Source organism: Amycolatopsis oliviviridis (genome assembly GCF_014654365.1).
Lineage (GTDB): Bacteria > Actinomycetota > Actinomycetes > Mycobacteriales > Pseudonocardiaceae > Amycolatopsis > Amycolatopsis oliviviridis.
Window position 1 is genome coordinate 613348 of sequence record NZ_BNAY01000002.1, and the last position, 15617, is coordinate 628964.

Genomic DNA, 15617 nt, shown 5'->3' on the forward strand with positions numbered 1-15617 from the left:
CCGTTCACATTGCTGGGATTAGGTCGCCCGCATGCCTGAACTGTCACGCCGTACGTTGCTGGGCGCCACCGGCGCCGCGGCCGCCACCACCCTTCTCCCGCCGTCCGTGCACGCCGCCATGGCCGAACCCATGCGCCGCGGCGGACTCGACGCCATCGAGCACGTGATCGTGCTGATGCAGGAGAACCGGTCGTTCGACCACTACTACGGCAATCTGCGCGGCGTCCGGGGCTTCTCCGACACGCATCCGCTCGAACTGCCGTCGGGGAGATCGGTGTTCGAGCAGCCGAACCCCGCCGGCGGCACGGTGCTGCCGTTCTCGGTGCGCAAGGCGGCCGAGCTCGCGGGCCGGAACACCGGCGACATCCAGTACCTCGGCGACCTCGACCACAGCTGGAACGGCAGCGGCAAGGCGTGGGCGCGCGGCTGGAACAACGGCTGGATCGCGGCGAAGACCCCCGCCACCATGACGTACTACGAGCGCCGCGACATCGCGCTGCAGTACGAACTCGCGGACACCTTCACCATCTGCGACGCCTACCACTGCTCGATCTTCGGCTCGACCAACCCGAACCGGAACTTCCTCTGGACCGGGACCACCGGCTTCGAACCGGGCAGCACGACCAACCGCGCGGTCTCGAACGCGGCGTACTCCTACGACCACGCGGGCTACGACTGGACGACGTACCCGGAGCGGCTCGAAGCCGCCGGGGTGCCGTGGCAGATCTACCAGGAGTGGGACAACTTCACCGACAACGCGGTCGAGTACTTCAAGCCGTTCAAGAAGGTCGGCACGAAGATCCTCGCCTCGGTCGAGCAGAAGTTCCGCACCACCGAGGAGTTCTACGACGAGCTGCTCAAGAAGACCCCCGAGGAGCGCGCGAAACTGCTCGCGCAGTTCGACGCCGGGGTCGCGAAGCTGACGCCCGCCGAGCGGAACCTGTTCAAGAAGGCCATGTACCGCAGCGAGCCGGAGACGCTGGTGACCCGGCTGAGGGCGGACATCCAGGCGCGGCGGCTGCCCGCGGTGAGCTGGCTGGTGCCGTCCGCGAAGGACTCCGAGCACCCCGGCGCGTCCACCCCGGTCGGCAGCGCGAACCTGATCTACCGCGTGCTCGACGCGCTCGCGTCCGACCGTGAGACGTGGTCGAAGACGGTGCTGCTGATCAACTTCGACGAGAACGACGGCTACTTCGACCACGTGCCGCCGCCGATGCCGCCGGGCGACGCGGCGAACGACGCGGACCACTTCAACGGCCAGCCGCTCGGTTTCGGCCCGCGCGTGCCGATGACGGTCGTCTCGCCGTGGTCGATCGGCGGCAACGTCGACTCCACCGTGTACGACCACACCTCGGTGCTGCGGTTCCTGGAGCGCTGGACCGGGATCGGCGAGCCGAACATCAGCAAGTGGCGGCGGACCGTCGCGGGCGACCTCACGGGCGCCTTCGACTTCTCGCGCCCGGGACGCCAGCCGCGGGTGAACCGGCCCGGTCCGGTGCCCGCGCCGATCAGCCGCTGGCGGCCGTCCGCACCGGCGGAGCAGAGCCTGCCGGTGGCCGAGCCCGGCAACCGGCCGTCGCGTCCGCTGCCGTACCAGGTCTCGGTGTCCGGCGCGGTGGACAAGTCCGGGAACCTGGCGCTCTCGCTGGCCAACAGCGGCTCGTCTTCGGCGCATTTCGCGTTGTACCCGTACAAGGGCGAATTCGCCGAGCCCGCGCACCGCGACGTCCGCGGCGAGGCGCCGGAGGTCGTGCGGCTGGCCGGTGACGACTACCGCGTCGTCGTCCAGGGGCCGAACCGGTCCTGGTGGGAGCTGCGCGGGAACCGTCGCGGGGCCGCCGCAGGCGTCGACGTTCGGACGCGGTTCCTGACCTGGCGCTCGGGGGTCGAGTTCAAGCTGTCCAACTCGGGCACTTCGGCGCTGACGCTGCGGCTGTCGTCTTCGCGGTTCACGCGCGTGGTGCGGGTCGGGGCCGGACGTTCGGTCACCGTGGACTGGCCGGTTTCGGGCGGTTGGTACGACGTTCGCGTGACGGCGGACGGGGACCCGTCGTTCCTGCGGACGCTGACCGCGCGGGTCGAGAACGGGCGGTCCGGCGTCTCCTGCTGACCGGGTCGGCAGTACATGAAGGCCCCCTTCCTTGCGCCTAGGTACAAGAAGGGGGCCTTCATGTACTTAAACCGGTTGCGAAGGGGGCGCGGTTGTTCTTAGCGTCGCTTATGGCCGTCACCTTGCAGGAGCTTTGTTTCGCCGCGCACGATCCGCACGCTCTCGCGCGGTTCTGGGACGGGCTTCTCGGCCGGGAAATCGAGGACACCGGCTTCCGTCTCTGTTTCGTCCAGAGCGAGGAACCGAAGACCCGCCAGAACCAGATGCATTTCGACCTGACGAGCGAGTCCCTCGATCACCAGCGGCGAACCGTGGCGAAGGCGCTCGAACTCGGCGGACGCCACCTCGACATCGGCCAGCTTCCCGAAGAGAAGCACGTGGTGCTCGCCGACCCCGAAGGCAACGAATTCTGCGTCATCGAGCCGGGCAACGATTTCCTCGCCGAATGCGGGTTCGTCGGCGCCGTCGCCAGCGACGGTTCGCAGGAGGTCGGCTACTTCTGGAGCGAGGCACTGGGCTGGCCGCTGGTCTGGGACCAAGACCAGGAGACCGCGATCCGGTCGCCGCACGGCGGCCCGAAGATCACCTGGGGCGGCCCGCCTTTCACTCCGAAGACCGGACCGAACAGGCTCCGTTTCGTCCTGAACGGACCCCTCGCGGAAGTCGACCGGCTCGTTTCGCTCGGCGCGACCCGCGTCGGCCTCGAAGAAGACGGCCGGGTGGACATGACAGATCCCGACGGCAACGAGTTTTCTGTCGTGGTGCTTGGTTAACCTCCGCCGCATGGACATGAGAGCCGCGGCCGAGACCCTCGCCGCAGGGGAGCGCTTCAACGCCTGGGATCTCGACGAGCCAGGCCGCGGTGCTCGACGCGTTCGGCCTGTCCGACGCGGAGCCGGTGACCATGTCGCTCGGCACTGAGATCTGGAACCAGCACCATTCCCCCATCGGACATCAGCGATGCGCGCAGGTCTACGTCAGCCCGGCCCTCGACGGCTGGACCCTCGTCTTCGGTTCCGCTTCACCGGACCAGCATCCTCGCGGCATCGTGGAAGAACGCGACACGTACGCGAACATCCTCGCGAACGAGGCCGTCTGGCGCCGGGTCACCCGGGAACGCTGCATCGACCTGAGCCGCCGATTCGGGACGGCGCATTTCTATTTCGTCAGCCACGGCGATTCGAGGACGTCGTGGTGCATCGCCGAAAAGGGCGAGCTGGTCCGGTGCTACGACGTCTCCGTCCCCGAGGAAGCGGTCGGCGAACTCGCGGCCGAGAACGGCTACCTGCTTCCCCATGAGGACACGCCGCTGCCCGAAGGCTGGGCCGACGACATCGAGCACACCGAGAATCCCTTGGACTGGCAACGGGAATGGTTCCGGCGCTACCGGCGGCTCAAGGCGGAACTCGACATCCCGGACCACTGCGACGCGGACATGATCGCCGAAGCGCTTTCGGTGCACCCGGGCAAGATCGGCCCGCACACCCGCGTCGAAGGGCACGGGGTCATAGCACTGACCAGATGTGGCCGGGAGTATGGCCGCCCGCGGACCCTGTTGCGGAGCCTCACTTACCGGCCCGCACCCGACCAGCCCTCGATCTTCGACGAAGACCAGACCTGACGGACCACAGGTACGCTCCGCCGTACGGCACAGGATGGAAATTGGTCTACACCTATTGACGCGCGTCTGGTCGGCGGCTCAAGCTGCTCTGACCGAGGGCCATCTTCCACTGTCGGAGGTTCGGCGTGCCAAGGAGAACCAGAAAACTACTCCCCCTGCTGGCGTCGCTCATCACGCTGGCCGGACTCATGATCGTCGTCATCAGCCCCTCCACGTCGAGCGCGGCAGGCCACGAGGACTGCCGTCCCGACGGGCTGTACCGGACACCCGGCGTCGACACCCCCTACTGCACCGTCTACGACACGAACGGCCGGGAAAACCTGGGAGAAGGGCATTCCCGCCGCGTGATCGGGTACTTCACCAGCTGGCGCACCGGCAAGAACGGGGCACCGGCGTATCTCGCGAACAACATCCCGTGGACAAAGGTCACCCACCTCAACTACGCGTTCGCCCATGTCGACGCGCAGAACAAGGTGTCGGTCGGCGCCGCGGGCCCGAACAACGAGTCCATCGGGATGGAATGGCCGGGCGTGCCCGGCGCCGAGATGGATCCCTCGTTGCCCTACAAGGGACATTTCAATCTGCTGAACAAGTACAAGAAGCAGTACCCGAACGTGAAGACGCTGATTTCGATCGGCGGCTGGGCGGAGACCGGCGGCTTCCTGAACCCGGACGGCTCGCGCAACGCGTCGGGCGGGTTCTACAAGATGACGCAAAGCCAAGCGAGCATTGACACCTTCGCGGATTCCGTCGTGAAGTTCCTGCGCGACTACGGATTCAACGGCGCGGACATCGACTACGAGTACGCGACGTCGGCGAACTACGCCGGCAACCCGGACGACTACTGGATCGCGCAGGCCAACCGCGGCACGCTGTGGGCGGGCTACGAGAACCTGATGCGCACGCTGCGCCAGAAGATCGACCAGGCGGGCGCCGCCGACGGCAAGCACTACCTGCTGACCGCGGCCGTCCCCGCGTCCGGCTGGCTGCTGCGCGGCCAGGAGGTCTACGGCGTCACGCAGTATCTCGACTACGCCAACATGATGAGCTACGACCTGCACGGCGCGTGGAACCAGTTCGCCGGGCCGAACGCCGCGCTCTACGACAACGGCAAGGACGCGGAACTCGCGCACTGGCAGGTGTACACGACACCGCAGTACGACGGGCAAGGCTATCTCAACACCGACTGGGCGTATCACTACTTCCGCGGCGCCATGCAGGCCGGCCGGATCAACATCGGCGTCGGGTTCTACACCCGGGGCTGGCAAGGCGTGTCCGGCGGGACGAACGGACTGTGGGGCACCGCTCCCCTGCCGGACCAGAAACAGTGTCCACCGGGCACCGGATCCCAGGTCGGTTCGACCGTGCCGTGCGGTAACGGCGCGATCGGCATCGACAACCTCTGGCACGACATGAGCCTGACGGGCGCCGAGGTACCGGCCGGCGCGAACCCCATGTGGCACGCGAAGAACCTCGAAAACGAAATCACCCCGGACTACCTGGAGAAGTACGGGCTGGACCCGAAGAACAACCCGAAGGACCGGCTCTCCGGGACTTACAACCGGTTCTACGACAACACGATGGTGACGCCGTGGCTGTGGAACAACGACAAGAAGGTGTTCCTGTCCACTGAGGACGAAGAGTCACTCGCCACGAAGGCGAAGTACGTGTCCGACAAGGGCATCGGCGGCATCATGATCTGGGAGCTGGCGGGCGACTACGCGTTCGACAGCGCCAAGGGCCAGTACTTCATGGGCGACACGCTGATCACGAAGATCAACGACGGCCTGCGTGGCGCCGCCCCGTACGGCGCCTCCAAGTCGTCGCGGCCCGCGCCTTCGTCGGTGCTCAACGCGAACGTCAACCTGACCGGATTCGCGCTGGGCGACGCGAACTACCCGATCACCCCGCGGATGCGCATCACGAACAATTCGACCACCACCATCCCCGGTGGGACGAAGATCGAGTTCGACTACGGCACGAGCGCACCCGGCAGCATGTCCGACCAGTCCGGCTTCGGCCTGTCGGTCACGAGCAAGGGCCACAGCGGGCCCAACGTCGGCGGCATGAAGGGAGACTTCCAGCACGTCGCGGTGACCGTGCCGTCCTGGCAGACCATCGCCCCGGGTGCCACGGTCGAGATCCGGCTGAACTACTACATGCCGATCGCGTCCCCGTCGAACTTCACGTTCACCTTCGGCGGGACGACCTACGCGATCGCGTCGGACAACCCGCGTGGCGGCGGCGCTCCGCCGACGACCACCACCACACCGACGACGGGGACCACGACCACGACACCCACCACCACGACGAGTCCGACGACCACCACCACCCGGCCGACCACCACCACGCCGACGACGACCACCTCGGTGCCGTCCGACGCGTGGAAGCCGAACGTCGATTACGCGACCGGTGCCCGGGTGACCTACAACGGCGCGGCGTACGTGTGCCGTCAGGGCCATCGGTCCCTGCCGGGCTGGGAGCCGCCGAACGTGCCTGCCCTCTGGACAGCCGCCTGACAGACCCCGGCAGCGCGCTAGGAAAGGTCCTTTCCTTGCAAATTTCGCAAGGAAAGGACCTTTCCTAGCACCCGGCGTGTCAGGAAAGGGTCGTTCAGGACGAAAAATGTCTTGAACGGCCCTTTCATGACATCCGGGGAGCGAAGGGTCAGTAACGCCCGGCGGTCAGGGCGTCGAAGTCCGGGAAGTCCCCTGCCAGCGTCGCGCCGGTGAAGTTCCCGACCCAGCCGCCGTCGTCGTGGAAGAACCGGACGGACACGTAATCCGGCCGCGTCCCCATGTCGAACCAGTGCGTGGTGTTCGCGGGCACGCTCAGCAGGTCCCCGGCTTCGCACAGCACGGCATGGACGCGCCCGCCGACGTGCAGGTAGAAGACACCGGACCCGCGCGCGAAGAAGCGGTCTTCGTCATCGTCGTGGGTGTGCTCGGCGAGGAACTTCTGCCGCGCTTCGGCGGCTTCGGCCGCCCAGCCGGGTTCGTCGGACGGCGTCATGCGGACGGCGTCCACGAAGGTGTAGCCCTCGGCCGCGGAGACCTTGCCGATCTGCTCCTCGTAGGCGGCCAGCACCTGCTCCGGCGTCACTTCGCGCGGCAGGTCCGCGACGAGATCCCACCGTTCGAACCGGACACCGAGCCGCCCCAATTCCGCGGTGATCACGGCCGGGTCCTCGGTCCTGAGCGCGATCTCGTCGGGCCGGTCGTCCGGCCACACGGTCAGCAAGGTCATCGCACTCCCCTTTCTTCACCTACGAGTCTTGTCTCTACCCGGAACCGGAGCAACCACTCCAAACATTCCAGACGATGACGCGCGTGGCGCAGGTCATCGCCCCAGACGTAGATCCCGTGCCGCGCGACGATCACCGCCGGCGTGTCGGCCCGGAACCCCGCCTCGAACGCGTCGCCGAGGACGCGCATGTCCTGGCCGTTGGCGATCACCGGGATCGTCACGAGGTCGTCGTGCGCGGCGCGGCCGAAACCCTTGAGCATCTCCAGGTCCCGCAGTTCGACGCCGTCGGGCCAGTGCTCGGCGGCCACCACCGGCGCGAGCGCGTGCACGTGGATCACCGCGCCCGCTCCCGACACCGCCGCGATCCGGGCGTGCAGCCCTGCCTCGGCCGAGGGGACCTTGTCCGGATGCGGCTGGTCGGCGACGGCCAGCCCGTCCTCGCCGACCACCACGACGTCGTCGCTGGTCAGCTCGCCTTTGTCCCGCCCGCTGACGGTGACGGCGACCCGCAGCGGATCGCGGCCGAGCACCACCGACAGGTTGCCCGAAGTGCCCCGCATCCAACCCAGCCCGGCGAACCTCGCTGACTCCTCGGCCAGCGCGCGGCCGGCGAGTTCCAAGACACTCAGCGTGGTCACTGTGGGGCGACCTTGATCTCGTCGAACGTCCGGATCGTCCGGTGCGTCCCGAAATCCGCGTCGCCGAACGGTTCGCCGTCGCGGGCGAGGCCGACGGTCTGCCAGCCGTCGGCGGCGGCGCCGTCGAGTTCGGCCGGGACGTCGGAGAAGAACACGACGTCGCCCGGCGCGGCCTCCAGCGCGGAGGCGATCGCGCGATACGACGAGGCCTCGCGTTTCGGACCGGCGTTGACGGTGTCGAAATGCTTCTCGAACAGGCCGGTGACGTCGCCGTCGGTGGTCCGCGAGAACGAAGCGACCTGCCCGGCGACCGAACCGGACGAGAACACCGCGAGCCGCAGGCCGGACTCGTGCCACGACCGCAGCGCCGGGGCGACGTCGCCGAAGAACTCCGTCGTGAGGTCGCCGTCGGCGTACCCGCGCTGCCAGATGAGCCCCTGCAACGTCTTCAGCGGCGCGATCTTCTGGTCCGCGTCCATCCAGCCGTGCAGCACCCGCACGACGTCCACTGTGGACGCGTCCGCCGGGAGCCCGCCGAGTTCCTTGATCCGTGTGACGGCGTCGGCGACGTCGGGGTCGTCCGGGTGCTCGTCGATCCACGGGCCCAGCCGCGGGCGCGCGTAGTCGTAGAGGGTCACGTGCACGTAGCTGGTGGCCGTCAGCGTGCCCTCGATGTCGAGGACCACCCATCGGGCGGTCAGCGTTGCGGTCACTGGTTCGCTTCCCCTTCTGCGTAGTACTCGCGGAGCCGTCCTGGTTCGAAGGCCCCGCGGTCGGTCACCACCGCGGTCACGAAACGCGGTGGTGTCACGTCGAAGGCCGGATAGTGCCCTCGAACGCGTTCGCTGGCGACACGGTGGCCGAGCGCGCTCAGCACCTCGTCGCCGTCGCGGTATTCGATCGGCACGTCGGCGCCGGTGGGCGTCGCCTGATCGGGTGCCTGGACCATCGCGTAGAACGGCACGCCGAACGCGTCCGCCGCCACCGCGAGCCCCAGGGTGCCGATCTTGTTGACGACGTGGCCGTCCATCGCGACCCGGTCGGCCGCCGTCACCAAGGCGCCGACCTCGCCCGACGACAGCACCGCGGCGCCCATCCCGTCGGTGATCAGCCGGGTGTCCGCGCCCATCTCGGCGAGGGTCTCGGCGGTCAGCCGCGCGCCTTGCAGGTACGGCCGGGTTTCGGTGCAGAGGAAGGAGAACTCCTTGCCCTGCCGCCGCGCGGCCAGCACCAGCTCGACCAGGTAGAGGTCCGCCCAGCAATGCGTAAGCACCGTCGCCTTGTCCGGCACCAGCTCCGCCGTGTGCGCGCCCAGCGCGCGGCTGCGCGACCGGTACAACTCGTCACCTGCTTGCGCCCCGGCCGTCGCGGCCTCGACGAGGTCGCCTGCCGATTTGTCCACTTCGGACAGTACGACAGCGACGGCCTTGCGCAGATGGTTGTTCGTCTTGCGCGTGGCGACGATCCGCTCCCCCACGCGCCGCAGATACGCGCGAGCGTCGGCGAGGCCGGACGCCTCACGGGCGGCGAGCACCATCGCGCCCAGCGCCGCGAAATACGGCCCGGACGACTGCGTGACCATCTCCTCGATGGCCACCGCGACCTCTTCCGAGGTCCGGCAGAGCACCCACTCCCGCTCAAACGGGAAGACCCGGCGGTCGAGGATGTGCACGCCTTCGTCGTCGAGGCGGACGCTTTCGGCGAGGATCGGCAGCGTCATCAGCTGTACCCCGAAAGGCACGGCGGGATCGCGTTGAGGAAATGGTCGCCGACCTCGCGGGCCTTGTAGGTCACGGGATCGTGCAGGGTCAGCGTGCGGGCGTTGCGCCAGAAGCGGTCGAAGCCGTACTTGGTCGCCGTGGCCCGCGCGCCGGTGAACTCGAAGACCTTGCTCGTGGTCTCGACGGCCGCCCGGCTCGCGACGATCTTCGCCGACGAGATGGCGATCGCGGCTTCGGCGCGTTCGGCCGGGGTCAGATCGAAACCGCGTTCGTCGGCCTCACCGAGGGCGGAAACCGCTGCGTCGACCGCGAATCCGGCGGCCCGCGCCGTGGCGACCAGCTCACCGTAACCGGCCAGGATGTACGGGTCCTGGGTCGCTTTGTCCACATCGGACAGTGTCCAGGCCCGCGCGGTCTCCCGCGTGTAGACCGCGGCGGCGTCCAGCGCGCCGAACGCGAGACCGACGTACACCTGCGCCAGCATGAGCTGAAAGCCGATCGCCGCCAGGGAGATCCTCGGCACCTTCGGATCCGCCTGGTCCTCCGGCTGGACACCAAGGACGTCGTCGCGCGCGACCCGGACGGCCTCGAACCGCACCGCGCCGCTCGCGGTGAGCCGCTGGCCGATGTTGTCCCACTCCCCGGGGAAGGTGATCCCGTCGGCCCGCGCGTCGACGACGAAGGTCAGCTTCTCGCCGTTGTCGGTCCTCGTCGCGCTGACCACCAGGCGATCGGCGACGGCCGCGCCGGTGGCGAAGGTCTTGGTGCCCTCGACGGTGAACCCGCCGTCGGCCGGGGTCAGCAGCAGGGCGGCGTCGAGCGGATTGCTCACGCCCGCCCAGAACCAGCCCGGTTCGCTCGCCGCTCGCGACCCGAACAGGCCGGTGCGCCACAGCTGCAGGTAGTGGTAGCCGAGCAGATGGCCGACCGAGGCGTCGGCGGCCGAGACGATCCGGGTGGCCTGGTTCGCGGCCGCCCAGCCGGCGGTGTCGAGCAGGGGCAGCAGCCCGGACTCGCGCAGCAGGCCGACCTCGCGCGCCGGAAGCCGTCCGGCGAGGTCTCGCTCGGCCGCGTCCGCCGCCAAGGTGCTCGCCAGTTCGAGCGCCGCCTTGCGCCACACCTCGGTCATTCAGTCCCCTCCAACTCGACCAGCGCGTCGAGGGCCACGCGGGTCGCCCTCGCCACCCCTGCCGCCACGACGTCGCGATGCGGGTCGTACGCGGACGGGTCGGGGTGCTCGGGCCGTGCGTCGCCGTCGATCACGAGCACACCACCGGCCCGCAGACCGCGCAATGCCGCGAACACCAGCAGGGTGGAGAGTTCCATCTCAATGGCGATCACCCGCGCGGCCAGGTAATCGGCCATCGGGAGGGTGAGCACCAGCGGGCTGAACGCGGCCCGTGTCCACACCACGCCCCGGTGTGCCTCCGGGGCGGCGCGGCTCAGCGCCACGACGGCCTCCGGGGTGGCGAACGCCGGGTACTCGGGGTGGATGAGCTGCTGGGTGACGCCGTCGTCGCGGACCGCCGCCTCGGCGATGACGAGGTCGCCGTCGGTGATCCCGTCGGCCAGCGAACCGGCGGTGCCGAGCCGGAGGAAGGTGCGGACACCCGCCTCGGCCAACTCGCCGAACTGGCACAACGCGCCCGGACCGCCGACGCCGTGCGAGGACACGACGACCGGGACGCCCTTCCAGGTGCCTGTGTAGCTGCGGTACTCGCGGTTCTGCCCGACGAGGACGGCGTCCTCCAGCGATTCGGCCACCGCGGTCGCGCGGTCCGGATCGCCCACGACGAGGGCGCGCGGCGGCAGTCCGTGCCGGGGGATCTTGGTGATGGGCAGGACGTCGCTCACGCGGGCTGTCCCTTCTTGCGTTTGACGTTGGACAGGAACAGCGCCACGAGGGTGACGACATAGGGGGCCGCGTCGGTGGCCTGCTGCGGCAGTCCGATGCCCTGGAGCCGGAAGCCGAACGCCTCGGCGAGGCCGAACAAGAGCGCCGCGAGCAGCACGCCGAGCGGATGCGCGCGGCCCAGCATGACCGCGACGACGGCGATCCAGCCGCGGCCGGCGGTCATGTTTTCGGCGAACAGCGTCACCGAGCCGAGGGCCAGTTGCGCGCCGCCGAGGCCGCACAGCGCGCCTCCGGCCAGGATCACGCCGTAGCGGTACTTGGTCACGTTGACGCCGAGGCTGGACGCGGCCTCCGGGCGTTCGCCGACGCCGCGCAGCCGCAGACCCCACGGATGCCGGTACAGCAGCACGGCGAGCGCGGGCACGGCCAGCCAGGACAGGTAGACCAGCAGCGATTGCCCCGGAATCGGGCCGAATTGGCCCAGCCCGCGCAAGGTGGGGTCGCTGAACGAGCCCTCCGTGCCGAAGACCGTCCGGATGAGGAAGCTCGTCAGCCCGACCGCGAGCAGGTTGCTCGCGACACCGAGCACGATCGGGTCGCCGTCGAAGGTGATCGACCCGATCGCGAGGATCAGCGAGTACGCCGTCGCCGCGATGACCGCCACGACGACGCCGATCCAGGCGCTGCCGGTGTACCAGCTCCCGGCGACGGCGCCGAAGCAACCGACCAGGAGCGACCCTTCGAGGGAGATGTTGAAGACCCCGGCCCGCTGGCACAGCGCGCCCGCGAGCGCGGCGAACAGGATGGGCGTCAGCGCGGTGAGCGCCGAGGAGAACAGGCTCGCGTCGATCATGCCCGCCTCGCCTTCCGCTTGAAGACCCCCGAAGCGGCCGCGAGGAAGATGATCAGCACCGCCTGCAGGACCGCGGTGAGTTCACGTGGCACCTGGGTGGCGCGTTCCATCGCGAACCCGCCGCTGGTCAGCGCCGCGAAGAAGACCGCCGCGAGCAGCGTCCCGAGCGGGCTGGCCCCGGCGAGCAGCGCCGCGAGCAGGCCGATCCAGGTGTACTGCGGCGTGATCAGCGCGCCGTCGATGAACCGGTACGGGAACCCGAGGACGGCGATCGCACCGACCAGCCCGGCCGTCCCACCCGACGCGGCCAGCAGCCGCAGCGTCAGTTTCGGCCGGTCGATCCCGGCGTAGGCGGCGAACTTCGGGGCCCAGCCGGTCACCTTGGTCTCGAACCCGGCGGGTGTGCGGGCGTCGAGCACCGCGTAGACCGCGATCACCGCCACCGCCAGGAAGATCCCGGTCGTCACGCCGTCGATTTCGGGCAGCCGCGCGCCTTCGGTCAGCTGCGGGCTCTGCGGCAGGCTGGAACCGGCGTCCTTCAGCGGGAACCGCACCAGATACCCGGCGAGTGACATCGCCGGATAGCTCAGCAGCAGCGTGCTGATCAGCAGCGGGACGCCGAGGCGGTTCTCGCAGACCGCGGCCAGCGCGGCGTACGCGGCACCGGCGAGAGCGCCCGCGAGCAGCGCGAGCACCACTTTGACCGGCCCGGGGCCGGGCACGTACAGGCCGACGGCGAGCGCGCTGATCGCGCCGAGCACCAGTTGTCCCTCGCCGCCGAGGTTGACCATGCCCGCGCGGAGCGGGATCGCGAGCGCGGTCGCCATCCCCGCGACCGGGACGGCGTAGGCGAGGGTGTCGCCGATGCCGTCGGGGCCGAACGCGCCGGAGACGATCGCGCCATAGGCGGCCAGCGGGTCGGTTCCGGTGGCCAGCAACAGGATCGCACCGAGGACGAGCGCCGCCACGACCGGGACGGCGATGAGGCGGACGCGGGTCATCCGGCACCTCCGGCCATCGCGAGGCCGACCGTATGCGGATCGGCCTCGTCCTTGATGAACTCCGCGACGATCCGGCCCTCGAACAGCACGAGCACGCGATCCGACAACGCCAGGACTTCGCTGAGTTCGGCGGAGATCAGCAGGACGGCGTGCCCGGCGTCGCGATGGGCGACGAGCCGGGCGTGGATGTTCTCGATCGCGCCGACGTCGACCCCGCGGGTGGGCTGCTCGACGAGCAGGAACGGGGCGTCGTGGGTGAGTTCGCGGCCGAAGATCGCCTTCTGCTGGTTGCCGCCGGACAGGGTGCCCATCGCGGCGGCGGGGCCGGACGCGCGGACGTCGTAGTCCTCGATGATCGCCGACGCGTGCTCGTCGATCGCCTTGCGGCGCAGGAATCCCTTGCGTACCAAGGGTTGCTTGCGGTGGAAGCCGACAGCCAGGTTCTCCCGGAGGCTCGCCGCCGGTGCCGAGCCGACCTCGGCGCGGTCTTCCGGAACGTGCGCGAGCCCGGCGTCCCTTCTGGCCCGAACCGACAGCCCGTCGAGGCTCTGTCCTTTGAGGACGATGGTGCCGCCGGTCTTCAGGAGGCCGGTGATCGCACCGGACAGTTCGGCTTGACCGTTGCCCGCGACCCCGGCGACACCGACGATCTCCCCCGCCCGAACGGCGAGGGAAACGTCGTCCAGCAACGGTTTTCCTTCCGCACCGGGAACGGTCAGGGAACGGGCTTCGAGGATGACGTCACCGGATGCCCCGGCCGGGTGGACTCGATCGAGGTCGACCTCGCGCCCGGTCATCGCTGCGGCGAGCCCGGCGGCGGTCTGGTCCGCCGTGCGCCCACGGGCGCTGACGCGGCCGTCGCGCAGCACCGTGACCTGGTCGCTGACCGCGAGGACCTCCTGGAGTTTGTGCGACACCAACAGGATCGTGCGGTCTTCGGCGGCGAGGGCGCGCAGTACGCCGAACAGCCGCTCGGTTTCGGGCGGGGTCAGCACGGCGGTGGGCTCGTCGAGGATCAGGACGTCCGCCTCACGGTACAGGAGTTTGAGGATCTCGACCCGCTGCCGGAGCCCGACCGGCAGGTCACGGACCCGGTCGCCGGGCCGCAGCCGCAGCTCGTGCCGTTCGATCAGCTCGGCGACGCGGGCCGTCGCCGCCTTGCGGTCCAGCAGGCCGCGGCGGGTCGGTTCGCTGCCGAACACGACGTTCTCGGTGACGGTGAGCTCGCCGAACAGCGCGTACCCCTGCTGCACCATGCCGACACCGGCGTCGATCGCCTGCGCGGGCGAGCCGAAGGAGACTTCCTTGCCGTGCAAGGCGATCGTGCCTTCGTCGGGCCGGTGCAGACCGTAGAGCACGGACATGAGCGTCGACTTGCCCGCGCCGTTCTCGCCCATCAGAGCGTGGATCTCACCCTTGCCGACGCCGAGGTCGACGTGGTCGTTCGCGAGCACTCCGGGGAACCGCTTGACGATCCCCCGGAGTGAGACGGCGTCAGGATTTCGCGGGGTCATCGACGACGATCGCGCCCGAGATGATCTGATCCCGCAGTTCGCCGACCTTGGCCAGCACGTCGGGGTGGCTCGCGACGACGCACTGCGACGTCGAGGCGTCCGGCTCCAGTCCGGTCAGGGAGATGCCTTTCTCCTTGACGCCATAGGACTTCGTCTCGCCGGTCTTGCCGCCGAGGATCGCGTCGACCCCGTCGCCGATGACGACGTTGGTGCGCTTGATGACGTTGTCCACGACCTGTCCCGGGCTGGCCGGGCACTGGTTGGCGTCGACGCCGAACGCGAAGAACCCGCCCTGCTTGGCCGCCTCGAACACGCCGAGGTTGCCCGCTGCCGAGGCCGCGCCCATGACGTGGTCGACGCCCTGACCGGCGAGGGTGGCGGCCAGCGCCTTCGCGCGGGCCGGGTCGTTGAACGGGTTCGCGCCGCCGATGAACAGCGGAGCCAGCGTGGTGCCGGGCTTCGCCTTCTCGGCGCCCTGCCCGAACGGGATCGAGTACCGGCGGAACTGGGGCGCGTCGAGCACGACGACCGCGCCGACCTTGCCGGACTTGCTCAGCAGCCCGGCTTCGGCTCCGGCGAGGTAACTGCCCTCGTGCTCACGGAACACCGCGCAGGTGACGTTCGGGAACGGCTTCGTGGTGCAGGAGTCCACGAACAGGAACTTCTGCCCGGGATTGCGCTCGGCCTCGGCCGCGATCGCGTCGGCGAAGTTGAAGCCGACCGCGACGATCACGGCGGGTTTCTCGCGCGCCGCGGCCGCGAGGTTCTGCTGGATCGACGCCGGATCGGTGCTCTGGAACACCTTCTGCGTCCCGTTGTGCTTCTTGGCCGAGTCCTCGATGCCCTGGACGGCGAGCTTGAGGAAGTCGTTGACCCCGACCGGGCTCGGCGTGATCAGGACGAGCGCGGGACCGGAGGCGTTCTGCGCGGCCGGGTCCTTGGCCGAGGCGTTGCACGCGGCGAGGAGCGTGACGGCGGAAACGGCCATGACGGCCCGCAGGAGGGTTCTCGGCGACATGTCCCGGACTGTATGTCCCCGGTCCACGATATGGCACCGA

General features: G+C 69.3%; 14 protein-coding genes. 4 read left to right on the plus strand and 10 right to left on the minus strand.

The window, feature by feature from the left end; genetic code table 11:
- Positions 1-31: 31 nt before the first annotated feature.
- From IE302_RS09990 to IE302_RS10005, 4 genes are all read left to right on the plus strand, one after another.
- Complete coding sequence (locus IE302_RS09990; protein ID WP_191254064.1) at positions 32-2110, plus strand: phosphocholine-specific phospholipase C; 2079 nt, start codon at positions 32-34, stop codon at positions 2108-2110.
- 110 nt (positions 2111-2220) lie between these two features.
- Entirely contained in the window at positions 2221-2883 is a 663-nt protein-coding gene (locus IE302_RS09995; RefSeq protein WP_191254066.1) for a VOC family protein, read from the plus strand.
- Positions 2884-2972: 89 nt separating this feature from the next.
- Positions 2973-3731 (plus strand): hypothetical protein, encoded by a 759-nt coding sequence (locus IE302_RS10000; RefSeq protein WP_229907694.1) that lies wholly within the window; start codon positions 2973-2975, stop codon positions 3729-3731.
- Positions 3732-3856: 125 nt separating this feature from the next.
- Positions 3857-6250: a chitinase C-terminal domain-containing protein gene (locus IE302_RS10005; protein ID WP_191254068.1), complete on the plus strand. Its 2394-nt coding sequence runs from the start codon at positions 3857-3859 to the stop codon at positions 6248-6250.
- Between the two features lie 148 nt (positions 6251-6398).
- Here IE302_RS10005 and IE302_RS10010 read toward each other — a convergent pair whose 3' ends face one another.
- From IE302_RS10010 to IE302_RS10055, 10 genes are read right to left on the minus strand one after another with little or no spacing between them, the layout of a single operon-like run.
- On the minus strand, positions 6399-6977 hold the full coding sequence (locus IE302_RS10010; protein WP_191254070.1) for a 1,2-dihydroxy-3-keto-5-methylthiopentene dioxygenase: 579 nt from the start codon (positions 6975-6977) through the stop codon (positions 6399-6401).
- Entirely contained in the window at positions 6974-7606 is a 633-nt protein-coding gene (gene mtnB, locus IE302_RS10015) for a methylthioribulose 1-phosphate dehydratase (RefSeq protein ID WP_037343883.1), read from the minus strand. Before mtnB ends, IE302_RS10010 begins: the two co-directional genes overlap by 4 nt.
- A 5-nt stretch (positions 7607-7611) precedes the next feature.
- A complete protein-coding gene (mtnC, locus tag IE302_RS10020; RefSeq protein WP_191254072.1) occupies positions 7612-8328 on the minus strand; it encodes an acireductone synthase in 717 nt (238 codons plus the stop codon).
- Positions 8325-9335 (minus strand): s-methyl-5-thioribose-1-phosphate isomerase, encoded by a 1011-nt coding sequence (locus IE302_RS10025; protein ID WP_191254076.1) that lies wholly within the window; start codon positions 9333-9335, stop codon positions 8325-8327. The genes mtnC and IE302_RS10025 overlap by 4 nt, the downstream gene beginning before the upstream one ends.
- Complete coding sequence (locus tag IE302_RS10030) at positions 9335-10465, minus strand: acyl-CoA dehydrogenase family protein (protein ID WP_191254077.1); 1131 nt, start codon at positions 10463-10465, stop codon at positions 9335-9337. The genes IE302_RS10025 and IE302_RS10030 overlap by 1 nt, the downstream gene beginning before the upstream one ends.
- Positions 10462-11190 (minus strand): nucleoside phosphorylase, encoded by a 729-nt coding sequence (locus IE302_RS10035; RefSeq protein ID WP_191254078.1) that lies wholly within the window; start codon positions 11188-11190, stop codon positions 10462-10464. The genes IE302_RS10030 and IE302_RS10035 overlap by 4 nt, the downstream gene beginning before the upstream one ends.
- The gene (locus tag IE302_RS10040) at positions 11187-12044 is read right to left on the minus strand and encodes an ABC transporter permease (RefSeq protein WP_191254080.1); all 858 of its coding nucleotides are present in this window, start codon (positions 12042-12044) and stop codon (positions 11187-11189) included. Before IE302_RS10040 ends, IE302_RS10035 begins: the two co-directional genes overlap by 4 nt.
- Entirely contained in the window at positions 12041-13045 is a 1005-nt protein-coding gene (locus IE302_RS10045; RefSeq protein ID WP_191254082.1) for an ABC transporter permease, read from the minus strand. The genes IE302_RS10040 and IE302_RS10045 overlap by 4 nt, the downstream gene beginning before the upstream one ends.
- Complete coding sequence (locus tag IE302_RS10050; protein WP_191254084.1) at positions 13042-14559, minus strand: ABC transporter ATP-binding protein; 1518 nt, start codon at positions 14557-14559, stop codon at positions 13042-13044. Before IE302_RS10050 ends, IE302_RS10045 begins: the two co-directional genes overlap by 4 nt.
- Positions 14540-15577 (minus strand): BMP family ABC transporter substrate-binding protein, encoded by a 1038-nt coding sequence (locus IE302_RS10055; RefSeq protein ID WP_229907695.1) that lies wholly within the window; start codon positions 15575-15577, stop codon positions 14540-14542. The genes IE302_RS10050 and IE302_RS10055 overlap by 20 nt, the downstream gene beginning before the upstream one ends.
- Between the last annotated feature and the right edge of the window lie 40 nt (positions 15578-15617).

Coding starts and splice junctions, on each gene's coding strand:
- IE302_RS10025 (WP_191254076.1), bottom strand. CDS start 9,335: ATGACGCTGCCGATCCTCGCCGAAAGCGTCCGCCTCGACGACGAAGGC.
- IE302_RS10010 (WP_191254070.1), bottom strand. CDS start 6,977: ATGACCTTGCTGACCGTGTGGCCGGACGACCGGCCCGACGAGATCGCG.
- IE302_RS10055 (WP_229907695.1), bottom strand. CDS start 15,577: ATGTCGCCGAGAACCCTCCTGCGGGCCGTCATGGCCGTTTCCGCCGTC.
- IE302_RS10040 (WP_191254080.1), bottom strand. CDS start 12,044: ATGATCGACGCGAGCCTGTTCTCCTCGGCGCTCACCGCGCTGACGCCC.
- IE302_RS10030 (WP_191254077.1), bottom strand. CDS start 10,465: ATGACCGAGGTGTGGCGCAAGGCGGCGCTCGAACTGGCGAGCACCTTG.
- IE302_RS09995 (WP_191254066.1), top strand. CDS start 2,221: ATGGCCGTCACCTTGCAGGAGCTTTGTTTCGCCGCGCACGATCCGCAC.
- IE302_RS09990 (WP_191254064.1), top strand. CDS start 32: ATGCCTGAACTGTCACGCCGTACGTTGCTGGGCGCCACCGGCGCCGCG.
- IE302_RS10045 (WP_191254082.1), bottom strand. CDS start 13,045: ATGACCCGCGTCCGCCTCATCGCCGTCCCGGTCGTGGCGGCGCTCGTC.
- IE302_RS10050 (WP_191254084.1), bottom strand. CDS start 14,559: ATGACCCCGCGAAATCCTGACGCCGTCTCACTCCGGGGGATCGTCAAG.